Annotated in this window: 12 protein-coding genes; 9 read left to right on the forward strand and 3 right to left on the reverse strand. The window is 62.6% G+C overall.

The features are described 5' to 3' along the window. The first annotated feature begins 61 nt into the window (after positions 1 to 61). Positions 62 to 631 (forward strand): helix-turn-helix domain-containing protein, encoded by a 570-nt coding sequence (locus ACUTSC_RS02375; RefSeq protein WP_443002486.1) that lies wholly within the window; start codon positions 62 to 64, stop codon positions 629 to 631. 122 nt (positions 632 to 753) lie between these two features. Beyond that, positions 754 to 2679 (forward strand): DUF3857 domain-containing protein, encoded by a 1926-nt coding sequence (locus tag ACUTSC_RS02380; protein ID WP_197767259.1) that lies wholly within the window; start codon positions 754 to 756, stop codon positions 2677 to 2679. A 171-nt stretch (positions 2680 to 2850) separates the two neighbouring features. On the opposite strand, the gene ggt is transcribed toward ACUTSC_RS02380, so the two are convergent. Continuing rightward, complete coding sequence (gene ggt / locus ACUTSC_RS02385) at positions 2851 to 4524, reverse strand: gamma-glutamyltransferase (RefSeq protein WP_197767258.1); 1674 nt, start codon at positions 4522 to 4524, stop codon at positions 2851 to 2853. A gap of 161 nt (positions 4525 to 4685) precedes the next feature. After that, positions 4686 to 5549: a LysR substrate-binding domain-containing protein gene (locus tag ACUTSC_RS02390; protein WP_197767257.1), complete on the reverse strand. Its 864-nt coding sequence runs from the start codon at positions 5547 to 5549 to the stop codon at positions 4686 to 4688. Between the two features lie 143 nt (positions 5550 to 5692). Between ACUTSC_RS02390 and ACUTSC_RS02395 the strand changes: the two genes are divergently transcribed. The 7 genes from ACUTSC_RS02395 to ACUTSC_RS02425 all read left to right on the forward strand — a co-directional run bounded on the left by ACUTSC_RS02395 (position 5693) and on the right by ACUTSC_RS02425 (position 14655). Further along, complete coding sequence (locus ACUTSC_RS02395) at positions 5693 to 6832, forward strand: agmatine deiminase family protein (RefSeq protein ID WP_197767256.1); 1140 nt, start codon at positions 5693 to 5695, stop codon at positions 6830 to 6832. 76 nt (positions 6833 to 6908) lie between these two features. Continuing rightward, a complete protein-coding gene (locus ACUTSC_RS02400; RefSeq protein ID WP_063989911.1) occupies positions 6909 to 7589 on the forward strand; it encodes a class I SAM-dependent methyltransferase in 681 nt (226 codons plus the stop codon). A gap of 78 nt (positions 7590 to 7667) precedes the next feature. Continuing rightward, entirely contained in the window at positions 7668 to 8294 is a 627-nt protein-coding gene (locus tag ACUTSC_RS02405; RefSeq protein ID WP_197767255.1) for a hypothetical protein, read from the forward strand. Between the two features lie 124 nt (positions 8295 to 8418). Beyond that, positions 8419 to 9561: an efflux RND transporter periplasmic adaptor subunit gene (locus ACUTSC_RS02410; protein ID WP_197767254.1), complete on the forward strand. Its 1143-nt coding sequence runs from the start codon at positions 8419 to 8421 to the stop codon at positions 9559 to 9561. 1 nt (position 9562) lies between these two features. Next, complete coding sequence (locus ACUTSC_RS02415) at positions 9563 to 12700, forward strand: efflux RND transporter permease subunit (protein WP_197767253.1); 3138 nt, start codon at positions 9563 to 9565, stop codon at positions 12698 to 12700. Position 12701: 1 nt separating this feature from the next. Continuing rightward, entirely contained in the window at positions 12702 to 14144 is a 1443-nt protein-coding gene (locus ACUTSC_RS02420) for an efflux transporter outer membrane subunit (RefSeq protein WP_443006772.1), read from the forward strand. A 157-nt stretch (positions 14145 to 14301) separates the two neighbouring features. Continuing rightward, positions 14302 to 14655 carry a DUF1493 family protein gene (locus ACUTSC_RS02425; RefSeq protein WP_049200624.1) on the forward strand — a complete coding sequence of 118 codons (354 nt, stop codon included), beginning with the start codon at positions 14302 to 14304 and terminating at the stop codon, positions 14653 to 14655. A gap of 7 nt (positions 14656 to 14662) precedes the next feature. Here ACUTSC_RS02425 and ACUTSC_RS02430 read toward each other — a convergent pair whose 3' ends face one another. Further along, a complete protein-coding gene (locus ACUTSC_RS02430; protein ID WP_004937978.1) occupies positions 14663 to 15232 on the reverse strand; it encodes a DJ-1/PfpI family protein in 570 nt (189 codons plus the stop codon).

Raw genomic sequence — 15232 nt, forward strand, 5'->3', positions numbered from 1 at the left:
TTATGATGAACACGAATACAGGCGTTCGTCAAGTCGAACAAAATGGATGGTATAACGAACAATGAGTGACGATCGAATGCAGAACATCACGCCTATCGGCCTGCTGTCGGCGGCAATCCGCCGCGAGCGGGAGCGGTTGAACCTGTCGGTGACCGAACTGGCGAAACGTGCGGGCATCGCCAAATCCACGCTGTCGCAACTGGAAGCCGGCAGCGGCAATCCCAGCCTGGAAACGCTGTGGGCGCTGGCGATGGCGCTGGACGTGCCGGTCAGCCGGCTGATTTCACAGCCGAGCAGGCAGGTGCAAGTGATCCGCGCCCATGAAGGAACGGCGGCGCTGTCGGAGCAGGGCAACTACGCCGCCACGCTGCTGGCCACCTGCCCGCCGGGGGCGCAGCGCGATATTTACCGGCTGCGGGTGCAGCCCGGCAAAGCCAAACTTTCCCGGCCGCATCCCCCCGGCACCGTCGAGCATGTGATTATCAGCAGCGGGCGGGCGCGCCTCGGGCCGGCGGACCAGCCGCTGGAGCTGAGCGCCGGCGATTACATCAGCTACTCCGCCGATCGCGAGCATGTTTTCGAAGCGCTGGAGCCGGAGACCACCGCCGTGATGCTGATAGAACAGGGTTAGCCGGGCGTTGAAGGTCCGTTTATTGAAAATGATTCTCAATTATATTAGTGTGCCCGCCTGTTTTGACGCCGGGACGAGCGCGTAGCCCGGCGTCGCCGTTTATTGCCCTTCAAGGACCGAAGATGAAAATCGCTATTCCTTCCCTGCTGTTATTCGCCGGTTTGACGGCAACGTACCCGGCCACCGTGTTGGCCGTTGCACCGCCCGCCGCGGCGGATCAGGGTCAGAACGACACGGCCAACAACGATTTCAGCTTCGTGCGCTATCGCGCGGATTACCGCGTCAACGCCAACGCCACCAACGTGAAGACGGAAAGCTACGAAGTTCTGCTGAAGACCAAGGCGGCGGTCGAGAAATTCAGCCAGATACGTCTGAGCTACAGCGAAAAAATGGAAACGCTGGAGGTGGTCGCCGCCTATACGCTGACCGCCGACGGCCAGCGCCACGACGTGGCGCCCGATCGCATCTATACCCAGGAAAGCTACTCCAGCGCCACGGCGCCGCTGTATGCCGACCGCAAAGTGCGCGTCATCGTGTTCTCCAACCTGGCGCCGGGATCGCGCGTGGTGTATGAGCTGCGCCGCACGCAAAACACCCCGTATTTCCCCGACTATTTCGGCCTGTGGGAGACGTTCAGCGTTTTCGATCAGTTCGACGACGCCGAAGTGACCCTGCAGGCGCCGGCCAAGCTGCCGATGCATATCTTCACGCGCGGCGTGGAAGGCGGGGACCAGCCGCAAATCCGCGACGGGCAGGCGCACTGGCGCTGGCATTATTCGCGCAGCGCGCCGATGAAATCACAAAACTGGGCGGCGGACAGCTGGACCTTCAGCCCGACCATCATGGCCAGCACCTACCGCGAGTGGCCGCAGTTGGCCAAGGCCTACCAGCTGAAGGCCGGTGCGGCGGCGCAGGTGACGCCGGGCATTCAGGCGCTGGCGGACAACATCACCGCCGGCATCAGCGATCGGCGCGAGCAGGCGGAGGCCCTCTATCGCTGGGTGGCGCAAAACATTCGCTATGTGGCGGTGTACCTGGGCAACGGCGGGCTGGAGCCGAATTCGGCGCAGAGCATTCTCGACAACCACTACGGCGACTGTAAGGACCACGTGGTGATCCTGGAGGCGCTGCTTGCCGCCAAGGGCATTGCAAGCTCGCCGGTGCTGATCGGCATGGACGAAGGCCCAATACTGCCTAAGGTGCCGCTGCTCAGCCGCTTTAACCACGCCATCACCTACGTGCCGGAATTCAAACTGTACCTGGACTCCACCAATCCGTGGGCGCGGTTCGGGCAGCTGCCGGAAGGCGACCTCGGTGCGCCGGTGCTGCTGACGCGCGACGCCAAGCTGGCGCGCACGCCGGGCAGCGACGAGCAGCCGGTCAAGAGCGCGCTGAGCGTCGATTTCGTGTTCGACAAAGCGGGCAATCTGCACGGGCAAACCGAGCGTCGGCTGAGCGAAGTGGAAGAGATTGACCTGCGGGGCTACTTCTCGCAGATCAACCGGCAGAACCGGGCGCAGGCCGAAGCGTCGATCATGTCCGCCTCCGGCATCGACGGCAGCGGCGAGGTGGCGATGAACAGCGATCCGCTGGATCTCAAAAAACAGTTCGGTTACCGCTTCCGCTTCAAGGCGGACGACTACGTCGATTTCGGCGTGGTGGGCGGCATGACGCTGCCGAATCCGCCCGGCGGCAAATCGTTCCGCACGCTGTATACCACCACGCCGGCGCCGGACAACGAAACGCCGTTCTACTGCAGCGCGCAGCGCTACGACGAAACCTACCGTCTGCAACTGCCGGCCAACGTGCCGATCATCGCCATTCCGCAAGACAAGCAGTTCCGCAATGCGGCGGGCGACTATCGCGTGGCGTGGCGGCGCGACGGGCAGCAGGTGATCGTCAATCATCGCCTGCAGGTGAACGCCATTCGCGGTAAGGAAGCGCTGTGCCAGGCGCAGGATTACCCGGCGTTCCGCGAGCTGTTCCAGCAGGTGCGGCGCGGTTTCCGAGGCCAAGTGGTGTACGGCGAATTGGCCACCGGCAAGTAAGCCGCTGCCCGTAGCTGGATAAAAAATGGCCCCCAACCAGACAAGAGTTTGGGGGCCCGTAGCGTTCCTGCTAGGCGATGTTGACCGCGCGCACCTCTTTGGATCTCAGCATCACGCGGATCGGCACCGATTAGTCGCAGCCCGTTTAACCGGAGGCGGGCCGCCGGGGCGTTACTTGTTCACCACCAGGCCCACGCCGCGGCCACGCGGATCGGACGCGGTTTCCGGCGTGCGGCCATCGATGCGGATAGCCTGAATGTCCCCCATGTTCCAGCCCTGATCTTCGAGGGTGTAGCCCATGGCTTTCAGCTCTTCCGCCGGTTTGCCGGTCAGCGGCGCAAAGCTGTCATAGTACAGGGTGTCCTTCGGCAACAGCTGATGGTGCACGCGCTGGGCGGCCACCGCCTGCGCCAGCGGCAGATGGTAATCGTAGAGGTTGTTGATCACCTGGAAGATCGACGTGAAGATGCGCGATCCGCCCGGCGTGCCGATCACCAGGCTGACTTCGCCGTCGCGGGTGATGATGGTCGGGCTCATCGAGGAGAGCATGCGCTTGCCCGGCTCGATGGCGTTGGCGTCGCTGCCCACCACGCCGAAGGCATTGGCGACGCCGGGTTTGGCGCTGAAGTCGTCCATCTCGTCGTTAAGCAGGAAGCCGGCGCCTTTGACCACCACGCCGCTGCCGAAGTCCCAGTTGAGCGTATAGGTGTTGCTGACCGCGTTGCCGGCGGCATCGACGATCGAGAAGTGGGTGGTTTGGTGAGTTTCCAGCCCCGGACGCACCCGTTCGGTCGGCGAGATCGCCGTCGGGTTGATCTCGGCGGCGCGTTTTTGCAGGTAGTCGGGGGCGATCAGCTGCGCTTCCGGCACTTGAGTGAAATCCGGGTCGCCGAGGTAGTCGGCGCGATCGGCGAACACGCGCTTTTCGATTTCCGCCAGCAGGTGGATATAGCGTGCCGAGTTCAGCGGCACCCCCTTGAAATCGGCGGCGCGATCTTCTTTTATCCCCAGCAGCTGAGCCAGCGCGATGCCGCCGGAGCTGGGCAGCGGGGCGGTATACACGGTGTTACCGCGCCAGCTGATGCGCATCGGCTCACGCCATTTCACCCGATAGTCGGCCAAATCCGCCGCGCCGATCAGCCCGTTGTCGCGCTGCATTTGCGCCACCAGCAGGCGCGCGGTTTCGCCGTGATAAAAATCGTCGGCGCCCGACTTGGCGATGCGCTCGAGGGTGGCGGCCAGCTCAGGCTGTTTGAACACCGTGCCGGGCTTCATGACGCCGAAATAGTCGCCAAAGTTGGTTTTACCGGCGAACAGCTTGTTGGCGTCTTCACGGTACTGATACTGCTGATCCGCCACGGTGAAACCTTGCCGGGCGTAGCCGATCGCCGGCGTCAGCAGTTCGGCCCACGGCAGCTTGCCGAAGCGCTTGTGGGCTTCCCACAGCCCCAGCACGGTGCCCGGCACGCCGGCGGCGCGGCTGCCCACCAGGCTGAGATTCTCGATCACTTCACCTTTCTCGTTCAGGTATAGGGTTTTGCTGGCGGCCTTGGGGGCCACTTCGCGGTAGTCGAGGAAATAGGGTTTGCCGTCGATATACAGCGTCATAAAGCCGCCGCCGCCGATATTGCCGGCTTCAGGGTAGGTGACCGCCAGGGTAAAGGCGGTGGCGACCGCCGCGTCGACCGCGTTGCCGCCGGCCTGCAGAATGTGCGCGGCGACTTTTGCGCCATACTGATCCGGGGCGGCGACCGCACCGGCGGTCAGATCGGCGGCAAAGGCGGTGGGAACGGTGCAGGCCAGGGCCACGCTCAGAGCTATCGTTTTCAATAAACCGGCAGACATAGAAGATCCTTTTAGCGATTTTCAGTTATCAGGTGAATTCAACTAATTATTTCTAAACAGCAGGTTAGCGCGTTTTCTTCGGGCTGTTGCGGCGCTTTATTGAAGGTAGCAGCGGTCAGGCGGGGCCGCCTGACCAGAGTAGCGAATCGTGACGTGGCGCGTTATGCGCCGGCGGGCAACGCCGACTGCAGCCATTGGCAGAAGTGCTGGGTGAGCGGGTTGTGTTCGCTGTCGCGGTGCAGCAGCCACGCCCAGTTGGCACCGCGCACGCGTTGCTCGGTTAACGGTTGCAGCAGCCCGGTGTCGCGCGCGTGCTGCGCCAGCAGTTGGCTGACCAACGCGATGCCGAGGCCATTGCAGGCGGCGTCCAGCAGCAGGCCGGGATCGGAGAAGTTCAGCCCGCTGTCACGCTGGCCGACGTGCGCACCGCCCGCCACCGTCCAGTGGCTCCAGTCCATCTCCCGTTCGCCGTGCAGGGTCACGCGCTGCTCCGCCGCCAGCGCCAGCAGGCTGGGGTGGCAGGCGGGATAGAGCCGGTCGCTGCAGAGCACGTTAAAAGTGCAGTCCGCCTGCGCGCTGAGATCGTCACGGATCGCCAGATCGATACTGTCCGTCGCCATATTCGGCGGTTCAAAGCTGGTGAACAGCCACAGGTCGACCTGCGGATGCTGCCGATTGAAGTCGCCCAGCCGCGGCATCAGCCAGTGGCGGGCGAAAGCCGGAGTGGTGTTGACGATCAGCTGATTGGGTTTGCGGTACTGATCCAAACGGCGAATGCCGACCGCCAGCTGTTGCAGCATCACCTGCGCGGTGCTGAACAGATCGTGGCCGGCGTCGGTCAGCGCCACGCTGCGGCCGGTGCGGAAGAACAGCGGCTGCTCCAGAAACGCTTCGAGGCTGCGGATCTGCTGGCTGATGGCCGATTGGGTAAGGTGCAGCTCTTCGGCAGCCTGATGAAAACTGCCCAGGCGCGCTGCCGCTTCGAAGCCGCGTAGCGCGCTCAAGGGGGGCCAGTGTTTTAACATTATCGATAAGCCTGTCTAATCAGATATCCACTAAATATATCGTTTGTCGCGGTGGCAGGGGAAGACTAGCATAAGATTCAACCGCATAAACGTGAATTATTCGGTTAACTTCTTGAATTATAAATAATTAAAAGAGGTATTTAATGTCAACTCGCCGCGTGTTTATTAAACAGCTTTCCGCCGTCGCCGGAGTCGGTCTGACGGCTTCGTTGGGCATTCCGTTACGCGGTCACGCAGAAGCTGCGCTTAATCCGGCCTGGCGGATGCCCGACGAAGGGGAACCGCAGCAGCGGGCGTTTCTCGCCTTTGGCGCGCAGCGGGCCATCTGGGGCGAATTCACGGCGGATGTGCAGGCGGCGCAGGGGCGTATCGCCCGCGCTATCGCCGAGTTTCAGCCGGTAACGGTATTTTGCCGCGAGCGCGAACGACAATTGGCCGAGGCCACTTGCGGCAGCCACAACGTCAGCTATGTCGTCACCGAGCTGGATGACATCTGGGTGCGCGACTTCGGCGCCAATTTCGTGGTCAACGGCGCCGGCGAACTCGGGGCGGTGGATTTCAACTTCAACGGCTGGGGCAATAAACAGCGGCATGCCAAGGATGCGCGCCTGGCGGCGTTTGCCGCCAATCGTTACGGTGCCGCTCAACTGCGCCGCAGCGCACTGACAGGCGAAGGCGGCGGTATCGAAGTGGATGGGCACGGCACCGGCATCATGACCGAAAGCAGCTGGGTGAATGCGAACCGTAATCCGGGCTGGAGCCGGGACCGGGTAGAGCAGGAGCTGAAAGCGATGCTCGGCTTGCGCAAAATTATCTGGCTGCCGGGCATTAAAGGCCGAGACATCACCGACGCCCACGTCGATTTTTACGCCCGCTTCGTGCGGCCGGGCGTAGTGGTGGCCAACCTGGACACCGATCCGGCCTCTTATGACCATGCGGTTACCCAGCAACATCTGGCGATCCTCAAGGCGGCGACCGACGCCGACGGCCGCCGGCTGCAGGTGCATACGCTTTCGCCGCCGCTGGCGCCGCGCGACAGCCGATTCAGCCGCAATAACCCAGATTTTGCGGCGGGCTACATCAACTATTTCGTCATCAACGGCGCGGTGATCGCCCCGGAGTTTGGCGATCCGCAGGCGGACCGGGCGGCGCTTGAGCTGCTGACGGCGCTCTATCCGCAGCGCAAGGTGGTGCAGCTGGAGATCGACGCCATCGCGGCCGGCGGCGGCGGCATTCACTGCGCAACCAACCAACTGCCGGTGCATGGCAAGCCGGAACGGTGAATGTTCAAAAAATGCGCACGCGGTTGTTTGTCGCCATAGGGTGTGGTTGGCTGAGTGGAAACATAAGGAGGCCATAATGAACGACTCACCCTTGAGCATTCCCACCTGGTATCGCGATCCGCACGCAGAACAGGCCATGGCCGATGGCCATGCGCCTATTTGGCGCCATCTGATCGGTTTGGTGCCGGAAAATGAACTCTCCGGTGTCAGCGTGCTGGACTTTGGCTGTAATCAGGGCGGCTTTTTGCGTTTACTGCACCAAATTCGCCCATTCCAGCAGGCGGTTGGCGTCGATATCGCACGCCAATCCGTCGATGAAGCCAACCGGCTAAAAGGGAACCTGCCGGTGGTTTATCAAACCGACACGCGGCTGCACGGGTGGGATAGCCACTTTGATATCGCCTTCAGCCATGAAGTCATCTACCTGATCGAAGACATTGCGCAACATGCCGCCGATATGCTGCGGGCGCTGAAGCCGGGCGGCGTTTACTATGCGGTGACCGGTTGCCACACCGGCAACCCGCTGTGGCCGCAGTGGCGCGAAAGGGTAGCTGAGCAGACGCATACCGTGGTGCAGGATCGCTCGCTGGCCGACTATGCGCGCATTTTCTCCGCCGCGGGGTTCCAGGTCTCTGCCCGCCGGTTGGGCTTTTCCGGCTTCGTGCCCTATGAGCCGGACGGCTGGATGCCGGATATCGCGGCGGCGATCGATTACTATTGGCGCACCAAAACGGTGTTCAGGCTGGTAAAACCATAAAATCCTACACGGCGCTCGGTACGCCGCCGCTGACGAGATAAGATGGCGAAATTTATGATGGATTAGGATGCGAAAACAATGGACTTTCGTTTGAACACCCGATTATCCCTGCTTATGGTCTCGTTCTTGGCGCCCGTTGTTGGGGCTAGTGCCGCTACGCTTACGCTCGATAATCAGGATCCGGCGGCGGTGTATCTCATTCCGGACGCGAAGCTGATTCAAGAACGCGAGGGGGTGAAAATCGCCGGGCAGTCATACCGTTATTTCGTGCTTCAGCTCGCCGACAATCTCCAGTATGAAGGTTATATCACCCGATGCGCCGACGACGATGCCGATAAATTGAATGAACAAGCGCGGCGACAATTAAACCGTTGTACCGAACAGGTGATCGACGACCTGGATCGGTTGATGGAAAAGACCGCCAACTTGGCATTCGACTACGGCGGCACACAAAACGTTTATCGCGGCGAAGAACATTCAACGCCTTATTATTACTATTCGTTTGCCCGCGTGGCCCACTATTATCAGACCGAAGACGGACGTCATCCCTTGTATGGCCTGGTTTATCGTTGCAAGCAGCCGGCGAGCGAAGCTCATCGGGAGCAAGAGCCCGATGCGACTGAAACGACGCAACCGCCGGCTGAAGTGGAACGCTTTATTGCATTGGCTAAAAATCGCTGCGCCAATCTGCTGAAACCACGCTGAACGATATTGCTCCCCCGTTTCCCGCTTCGACAAGATTTTACTCAATCCTTACGCAACCCTTTCAGAAGCGCATTCCGGCATTCGATATATTGAGAATAGTCATTCTCAACAGGATCGTATTGCAATGCAGAGGAAAACGCTTTTGGTGCTTGGGCTGTCGCTGTTGCTGGCCGCCTGCGATGGGCAAAACGCCGGTGTGCCAGCCGGCGCGGGCGCAGAACAGGAGGTCGGCGTGGTCACGCTGCGCGGCCAGTCAGTGACCCTGAGCAGCGAGCTGACCGGCCGGGTCAACGCCACCATGACCTCCGATGTGCGGCCACAGGTCGACGGCATCATCAAGCAGCGGTTATTTACCGAAGGCGCCGAGGTGAAAGCCGGGCAGGTATTGTACCAAATTGACCCCGCCAGCTATCAGGCCAGCTACGATCAGGCCGCCGCCCAGCTGAAAAACGCCCAGGCCACGGTGCAATCCACCCGACTCAAATCGCAGCGCTATGCGGCGCTGGTGAAAGAGAACGGCGTTTCTCAACAGGATGCGGACGATGCCAAAGCCGCCTATCTGGCGGCCGTGGCGTCGGTGGCCCAGTATCAGGCGGCGCTGGAGACGGCGCGCATCAACCTCGCTTATACCCAGGTGCGGGCACCGATCGCCGGGCGTATCGGCATCTCATCGGTGACGCCGGGCGCGCTGGTCACCGCCAGCCAGAGCGATGCGCTGGCCACCCTCCGCGCGCTCGACCCGATCTATGTCGATCTGACCCAGTCCAGCGCCCAGCTGCTTAAACTGCGGCGCCAGCAGGCGGCGTTACAGCGCGGCGCGGTCACGCCGGTCGCCATCAAGCTGGAGGACGGTACGCCTTATGCCCACGCCGGCAAGCTCGAGCTGACCGAGGTGGCGGTGGACGAGGCCACCGGTTCGGTCACGCTGCGCGCGGTGTTCCCCAACCCCGAACATGAGCTGTTGCCCGGCATGTATGTCCACGCCACGGTGGATAACGGCGTCGATCCCAAAGCGATTCTGGCGCCGCAGCAGGGCATAACCCGCAACGCCAAAGGGGAAGCCACCGCGTTGGTGGTGGACGAACAGAACAAAGTGGCGCAGCGCACCGTCAGCGCCGAACGGGTGGTGGGCAGCAATTGGCTGATCGGCAATGGGCTGAACGAAGGCGATCGCCTGATCGTCGAAGGCACCAGCAAGGTCACGATCGGCGCCGCGGTGAAGCCGGTTGAGGTTTCGGTCGACAAAAACCAACGCGGGGAGCAGTGATATGGCGCAGTTCTTTATCCGGCGGCCGGTATTCGCCTGGGTGATCGCCATTATCATCATGCTGTGCGGCCTGATGTCGATCAATTCGTTGCCCGTTTCGCAGTATCCGGATGTCTCACCGCCGCAGATTTCCATCTCCGCCACCTACCCGGGCGCAGACGCGGAAACGCTGGAAAACAGCGTTACGCAGGTGATTGAGCAGCAGCTCACCGGCCTGGACGGCCTGCTGTATTTTTCTTCGACCAGCAGCTCCAGCGGCTCGGTCAGCATCAACGTCACCTTTGATCAGGGCACCGATCCGGATATCGCTCAGGTGCAGGTGCAAAACAAGGTGCAGCAGGCGGAAAGCCGTTTGCCGAGCGCGGTTACCGCGCAGGGCGTGACGGTCAAGAAATCCCAGAGTAGCTTCCTGCTGATCGTCGGGCTGTATGACGAAAGCGACAAGGCGACGATGGCCGATATTTCCGACTATCTGGTCAGCAACCTGCAGGATCCGCTGTCGCGCATCGAGGGCGTGGGGGACGTGCAGGTGTTCGGCTCGGAATATGCGATGCGTATCTGGCTGGATCCGACCAAGCTGGCGAGCTATGCGTTGATGCCTTCCGACGTGCAGACGGCAATCGAAGCGCAAAACACCCAGGTGTCCGCCGGCAAGATCGGCGATCTGCCGGCCGCCGCCGATCAGCAGTTGACCGCCACGGTAAAGGCGCAGTCGCGGCTGCAAACGCCGGAACAGTTTCGCAATATCATCCTGAAAAGCGACAGCAGCGGCGCGCTGGTGCGGCTGGGCGACGTGGCGCGAATTGAGCTGGGCAACGAGGACTACTCCGCCAGCGCGCACCTCAACGGCCACCCGGCGGCGGGGATCGCGGTCAAGCTGGCGGCGGGCGCCAACGCCCTCAACACCGCCAAGCTGGTGAAGGCCAAGGTGGCGGAATACCAAAGTGCGATGCCGCAGGGCTACAAGGTGGCCTACCCGAAAGACAGCACCGACTTTATCAACATTTCGATCGAGGAGGTGGTGAAAACGTTGTTCGAAGCGGTGGCGTTAGTGGTGGTGGTGATGTTCGTGTTCCTGCAAAACCTGCGCACCACGCTGATCCCGACCATCACCGTGCCGGTGGTATTGCTGGGCACCTTCGGCGTGCTAGCGGCGTTCGGCTATTCAATCAATACCCTGACGCTGTTCGGCATGGTGTTGGCGATCGGGCTGTTGGTGGACGACGCCATCGTGGTGGTGGAAAACGTCGAACGTGTGATGCGGGAGGATAAGCTGCCGCCGCGCGAGGCGACGGAGAAATCGATGCGCGAAATCACCGGCGCATTGGTCGGCATCGCGCTGGTGCTGTCGGCGGTGTTTCTGCCGATGGCGTTCTTTGGCGGTTCCACCGGGGTGATCTATCGCCAGTTTTCGATCACCGTCGTCTCCTCAATGGTGCTGTCGGTGGTGCTGGCGTTGACGCTGGCGCCGGCATTGTGCGCCACGTTGCTGAAACCGGCGCACGATGCGCAGACCGACAAGGGCTTGCTGGGCAAATTCAACCGCGGCTATGACCGGCTGCAGGAGAAGTACGCCGACAAAGTCGGTGGGGTAATTCACCGGCCGACGCGCTATCTGCTGCTGTACGGCCTGCTGTTGATCGCCGCGGCCGTGATGTACCTGCGCTTGCCGACCAGCTTTCTGCCCAACGAGGATCAGGGTACGGTGATGGTGCAGTACACCTTGCCGGCAGGCGCCACCAACGCGCGCACCTCGGCGGTGAGCGAAGCGGTGACCGCCTATTTCCTCGACCAGGAAAAGGCCAACGTCAGCACCATTTTCACCATCAATGGTTTCGGCTTCAGCGGCAGCGGGCAAAACGCCGGCATGGCGTTCGTCAGCCTCAAAGACTGGAGCCAGCGCAGCGGCAGCGCGAACACCGCCGACGCCATCGCCAAACGCGCCATGGCGCACTTTGCCTCGCTGCGCGACGCCCAGGTCTTCTCCATGAGCCCACCGGCGATCGACGGTTTCGGCCAGTCCGACGGCTTCACCTTCGAGCTGCAGGCCAAAGGGGCGACCACCCGCGCCGAGCTGCAGGCGATGCGCGACCAGATCGTTGCCGCCGCCGGCAACAACCCGTCGCTGCTGGCGGTGCGCGCCAACACCTTGCCGGATACCCCGCAGCTGCAGGTGGAGATCGACAACGGCAAGCTGCAGGCGCTCGGCCTGAGCGCCGCCGACGTCAACAGCACCCTCAGCAGCGCGTTCGGCAGCACCTATATCAACGACTTTATCGATCGCAACCGGGTGAAAAAAGTCTATATGCAGGGCGACGTGCAGTACCGCGCCAAGCCGGAAGATCTCGACCGCTGGTTTGTGCGCGGCACCAACGCGTCGGGCGCCAGCAGCATGACGCCGTTCTCCGCCTTTGCGTCTTCGCACTGGATCTACGGGCCGGAAAATCTGTCGCGCTATAACGGGCTGTCGTCGTTCGAGATCACCGGGCAGGGCGCCGCTGGCGTCAGCTCCGGTACGGCGATGAGCGAGATGGAGAAACTGGCGGCAACATTCTCCGCCGGCAGCAGCTATTCCTGGAGCGGGCTGTCCTATCAGGAGCGGCTGACCAGCGGCCAGGCGTCGTCGCTGTACGCCATTTCGCTCATCGTGGTGTTCCTGTGCCTGGCGGCGCTGTATGAGAGCTGGTCGATTCCGTTCGCGGTGATGTTGGTGGTGCCGATGGGCGTGGTGGGATCGCTGCTGGCGATCACGCTACGCGGGCTGGAAAACGACATCTACTTCCAGGTGGCGCTGCTCACCATCATCGGCCTGTCGGCGAAGAACGCCATTTTGATCGTCGAGTTCGCCGAGGAGATGCATCAGCGCGGTGAAACGCTGATTGGCGCGGCGGTCCACGCGGCGCGCATGCGCCTGCGGCCGATCCTGATGACCTCGCTGGCGTTTACCGCCGGGGTGCTGCCGCTGGCGGTATCCAGCGGCGCCGGCGCCAACAGCCGCATCGCCATCGGTACCGGCATCATCGGCGGCACCATCACCGCCACCGCATTGGCCATCTTTTTCGTCCCGCTGTTTTATGTGTTGGTGCGCCGCATGTTTACCCGTCGGCCCGCCAACCCGCCGTCACAGGCAGGAGAATAACGTGTTGCAACGAGTCATGATGTTAACTTTACCGCTGCTGCTGACCGGCTGTCTGTCGCTGGATCCGCACTACCAGCGCCCGGCGGCGCCGGTGCCCGCCAACCTGCCGCAGGGCGAGGCCGGCGGCAACCAGGCGCTGAGCTACCCGGACGTCGCCTGGCGCGACTATGTCCAGGACGCCCGGCTGCGCCAGGTGGTGGCGCTGGGGCTGAACAGCAGCCGCGATCTGCGCGAGGCGATCGCCAATATCGCGTCGGCGCGCGCCCTGTACGGCGAGCAGCGCTCGGCGCTGTTCCCGACAATCAATGCCACCGCCGACGGCAGCCGCGGGCGGGCGCTGACCGGCAGCGGCAACGCCACCGCGCTGAGCCAAAGCTACGAAGCCGCGGCCGGCGTCAGCGCATTCGAGTTGGATCTGTTCGGCAAGAACGCCAGCCTGTCGCGCGCGGCGTTCGAAACCTATCTGGCGAACTCGGAGGCGGCGAAAAGCACCCGTCTGACGCTGATCGCCGATATCGTCACCGACTGGGTGGCGGTGGCGGCCGAGCGCAGCAATCTGGCGGTGGCGCAGCAGACGATGGCGAGCGCCAAACGGTCGCTGGACGTCACGCGCAACAATCAGCAGCACGGGATTGCGTCGCTGGTTGACGTGGCGTCGGCGGAAACCGTCTATCAGCAGGCGCGATCGGACGCCGCCAGCTACGCCACCAGCGCCGCGCAGGCGAAAAACGCGCTGGATTTGGCGGTAGGGCAAAGCGTGCCGGAAAACCTGCTGCCGAGCGGCATCGAGGCGCTGGGCGGGATCATGCGCGATCTGCCGGCCGGCGTCTCTTCGCAAGTGTTGCTGAAGCGGCCGGACGTGCTGCAGGCCGAGCATAACCTGAAATCCGCCAACGCCAATATCGGCTCGGTGCGGGCGGCGTTCTTCCCGTCGATCAGCCTGACCGCCAGCGGCGGCGTGGGCAGCGGTGAACTCTCCTCGTTGTTCAGCCACGGCGCCGGCGTCTGGTCGTTCGCACCGAGCATCAGCCTGCCGATCTTCAGCGGCGGCTATAACACGGCTCAGCTCAACTACACCCAGGCGCAGAAAGACCTGTATGTCGCCACCTATGAGAAAGCGGTGCAGACGGCATTTCAGGAAACCGCCGACGCGCTGGCGCGCAAAGCCACGCTGCAGGAACAGCTGGCGGCGCAAACCGGCTATGTGGCGGCGGCGCAGCAATATTATCGCCTGGCCGAGCTGCGTTACCGCGAGGGCGTGGACAGTTACCTGACGCTGCTGGACGCGCAGCGCACGCTGTACACGGCGCAACAGGCGCTGATCGCCGCGCAGCAGACCGCGTACGACAATCAGGCCACCCTGTATAAAGTGTTGGGCGGCGGCGTTACCGCCGAGCGACAGGGGGACGGCGTCATCGCCGACAAGACAACGCTCAGCCGCTAACCGTCGACCGCGCGCGCCAGGAGTGTGGCTGCGCGCGGTTTTTTTATGGAAAGTGTAAAGAAACAGAAAACTCGGCCGGCGGTCAGAACTCGCCGCGGTGAGCAGAGTCAGACAGAGAACCGCATTCATCTTTTATTCATACCGGCTCGAGGTCGTCATGGCAGAAGACATTCAGCAACAGGTCATCGCGCTTATCGCCGCCTTCAACGCATCAGGGCGGCTGAAGAAGGGCGTAGCCATCACCCCGGAAACCGAGATCAACACCGCGCTCAACCTGTCGTTCAGCGATTCCAACACGCTGATGCGCCGCTACTTCGATACCTTCGGCGTCGACAGCGGCAACTACAACCACGAACTGTATTTCCAGCCGCCGACCAACACCGGGCGCTGGTTTTCCCCCTCCGCCTGCAAAGAGCATCCCCGGCCGCTGTGCGTGTCGATGCTGGTGCGTTCCGCGCGCGCCAAACGCTGGCTGTACGACATCCACTTCCTGATCGAGCAGCTGCGCTAGCGCCGCGTTACTGCTCCAACACCTCGGCGAACTTCGCCAGCCACTGCGGATGCGCCGGCCAGGCCGGGGCGGTGACCAGATTGCCGTCGACGTGCGCCTGATCGATGCCGATCTCCGCATAATGGCCGCCGCCCAGCCGCACCTCCGGCGCGCAGGCCGGGTAGGCGCTGCAGGTGCGGCCTTTCAACACCCCGGCCGCCGCCAGCAGCTGCGGGCCGTGGCAAACGGCGGCGATCGGTTTTTTCGCGGCGTCAAACGCCTGCACCAGCGCGATCACGTCGGGGTTCAGACGCAGGTATTCCGGCGCCCGGCCGCCGGGGATCAAGAGCGCATCGTAGTGCTCTTCTTTGGCGGCGGCGAAGTCGGCGTTTAAGGTAAAACGGTGGCCGGGTTTCTCGCTGTAGGTCTGCGCCCCGTCAAAGTCGTGGATTGCGGTCTGGATGTAATCGCCGACGGCTTTGCCGGGGCACACGGCGTCCACCCAATGGCCGATCATCTGCAGTGCCTGAAACGGCACCATGGTTTCGTAATCTTCGGCGTAGTCGCCGACCAGCATCAGGATCTTTTTCTTGCTCAT

It is taken from the genome of Serratia sp. TSA_105.2, assembly GCF_052692115.1.